At 56.2% G+C, this 2877-nt stretch carries 2 rRNA genes (1 of these 2 running past the window's edge); both read left to right on the forward strand.

Going from position 1 to position 2877, the window contains the following annotated elements:
* Positions 1 to 2663, forward strand: a 23S ribosomal RNA gene (locus ABCR83_RS32020); it begins 459 nt to the left of the window's first position.
* Between the two features lie 109 nt (positions 2664 to 2772).
* Positions 2773 to 2877 (forward strand): 5S ribosomal RNA (gene rrf / locus ABCR83_RS32025); the annotation flags it as partial.

Below are 2877 nucleotides of genomic sequence, written 5' to 3' on the forward strand. Positions count from 1 at the left end.
GTAGCACGGGGCCCGAGAAATCCCGTGTGAATCTGGCGGGACCACCCGTTAAGCCTAAATATTCCCTGGTGACCGATAGCGGATAGTACCGTGAGGGAATGGTGAAAAGTACCGCGGGAGCGGAGTGAAATAGTACCTGAAACCGTGTGCCTACAAGCCGTGGGAGCGTCGCCGTCAAGCTTGCTTGGCGGTCGTGACTGCGTGCCTTTTGAAGAATGAGCCTGCGAGTTAGCGGTGTGTAGCGAGGTTAACCCGTGTGGGGGAGCCGTAGCGAAAGCGAGTCCGAAGAGGGCGGTTGAGTTGCACGCTCTAGACCCGAAGCGGAGTGATCTAGCCATGGGCAGGTTGAAGCGGCTGTAAGAGGTCGTGGAGGACCGAACCCACCAGGGTTGAAAACCTGGGGGATGACCTGTGGTTAGGGGTGAAAGGCCAATCAAACTCCGTGATAGCTGGTTCTCCCCGAAATGCATTTAGGTGCAGCGTCGTGTGTTTCTTGCCGGAGGTAGAGCACTGGATAGGCGATGGGCCCTACCGGGTTACTGACCTTAGCCAAACTCCGAATGCCGGTAAGTGAGAGCGCGGCAGTGAGACTGTGGGGGATAAGCTCCATGGTCGAGAGGGAAACAGCCCAGAGCATCGACTAAGGCCCCTAAGCGTACGCTAAGTGGGAAAGGATGTGGAGTCGCAGAGACAACCAGGAGGTTGGCTTAGAAGCAGCCATCCTTGAAAGAGTGCGTAATAGCTCACTGGTCAAGTGATTCCGCGCCGATAATGTAGCGGGGCTCAAGTGTACCGCCGAAGTCGTGTCATTCACATGTGTAGGACTAACGTCTGTGTGGATGGGTAGGGGAGCGTCGTGTGCCGGGTGAAGCAGCCGCGGGAGCGAGTTGTGGATGGTTCACGAGTGAGAATGCAGGCATGAGTAGCGATACACACGTGGGAAACGTGTGCGCCGATTGACTAAGGGTTCCTGGGTCAAGCTGATCTGCCCAGGGTAAGTCGGGACCTAAGGCGAGGCCGACAGGCGTAGTCGATGGACAACCGGTTGATATTCCGGTACCCGCTTTGAAACGCCCAGTATCGAATCAGGCGATGCTAAGTCCGTGAAGCCGCCCTGGAGTCTTCGGACAAAGGGGAGTGGTGGAGCCGACGAACCAGACTTGTAGTAGGTAAGTGATGGGGTGACGCAGGAAGGTAGTCCAGCCCGGGCGGTGGTTGTCCCGGGGTAAGGGTGTAGGACGTTACGTAGGTAAATCCGCGTGACATGGAGTCTGAGACCTGATGCCGAGCCGATTGTGGTGAAGTGGATGATCCTATGCTGTCGAGAAAAGCCTCTAGCGAGTTTCATGGCGGCCCGTACCCTAAACCGACTCAGGTGGTCAGGTAGAGAATACCGAGGCGTTCGGGTGAACTATGGTTAAGGAACTCGGCAAAATGCCCCCGTAACTTCGGGAGAAGGGGGGCCATGTCCGGTGATCGGATTTACTTCGTGAGCTGGGTGTGGCCGCAGAGACCAGCGAGAAGCGACTGTTTACTAAAAACACAGGTCCGTGCGAAGCCGTAAGGCGATGTATACGGACTGACGCCTGCCCGGTGCTGGAACGTTAAGGGGACCGGTTAGTCAGGATTCGTTCTGGCGAGGCTGAGAACTTAAGCGCCAGTAAACGGCGGTGGTAACTATAACCATCCTAAGGTAGCGAAATTCCTTGTCGGGTAAGTTCCGACCTGCACGAATGGCGTAACGACTTCTCGACTGTCTCAACCATAGGCCCGGTGAAATTGCATTACGAGTAAAGATGCTCGTTTCGCGCAGCAGGACGGAAAGACCCCGGGACCTTTACTATAGCTTGATATTGGTGTTCGGTTCGGCTTGTGTAGGATAGGTGGGAGACTGTGAAGCATGCACGCCAGTGTGTGTGGAGTCGTCGTTGAAATACCACTCTGGTCGTGCTGGATGTCTAACCTGGGTCCGTGATCCGGATCAGGGACAGTGTCTGGTGGGTAGTTTAACTGGGGCGGTTGCCTCCTAAAGGGTAACGGAGGCGCCCAAAGGTTCCCTCAGCCTGGTTGGTAATCAGGTGTTGAGTGTAAGTGCACAAGGGAGCTTGACTGTGAGACCGACGGGTCGAGCAGGGACGAAAGTCGGGACTAGTGATCCGGCGGTGGCTTGTGGAAGCGCCGTCGCTCAACGGATAAAAGGTACCCCGGGGATAACAGGCTGATCTTCCCCAAGAGTCCATATCGACGGGATGGTTTGGCACCTCGATGTCGGCTCGTCGCATCCTGGGGCTGGAGTCGGTCCCAAGGGTTGGGCTGTTCGCCCATTAAAGCGGTACGCGAGCTGGGTTTAGAACGTCGTGAGACAGTTCGGTCCCTATCCGCTGTGCGCGTAGGAGTCTTGAGAAGGGCTGTCCCTAGTACGAGAGGACCGGGACGGACGAACCTCTGGTGTGCCAGTTGTTCTGCCAAGGGCATGGCTGGTTGGCTACGTTCGGGAGGGATAACCGCTGAAAGCATCTAAGCGGGAAGCCTGCTTCGAGATGAGGGCTCCCACCACCAAGAGTGGGTAAGGCTCCCAGTAGACGACTGGGTTGATAGGCCAGATATGGAAGCCGGGTAACTGGTGGAGTTGACTGGTACTAATAGGCCGAGGGCTTGTCCTCAGTTGCACGCGTCCACTGTGTGGTTCCCAGATTGCGAACAGTCGTAATCCGGTCGAACCTGTTTCACTTAAATTGAAGAGTGTGCTTGTTCGCTCGAAACCGATAGGGTTTCGGTGGTCATAGCGTTAGGGAAACGCCCGGTTACATTTCGAACCCGGAAGCTAAGCCTTTCAGCGCCGATGGTACTGCATGGGGGACCGTGTGGGAGAGTAGG

This window comes from Streptomyces xingningensis (assembly GCF_054957865.1).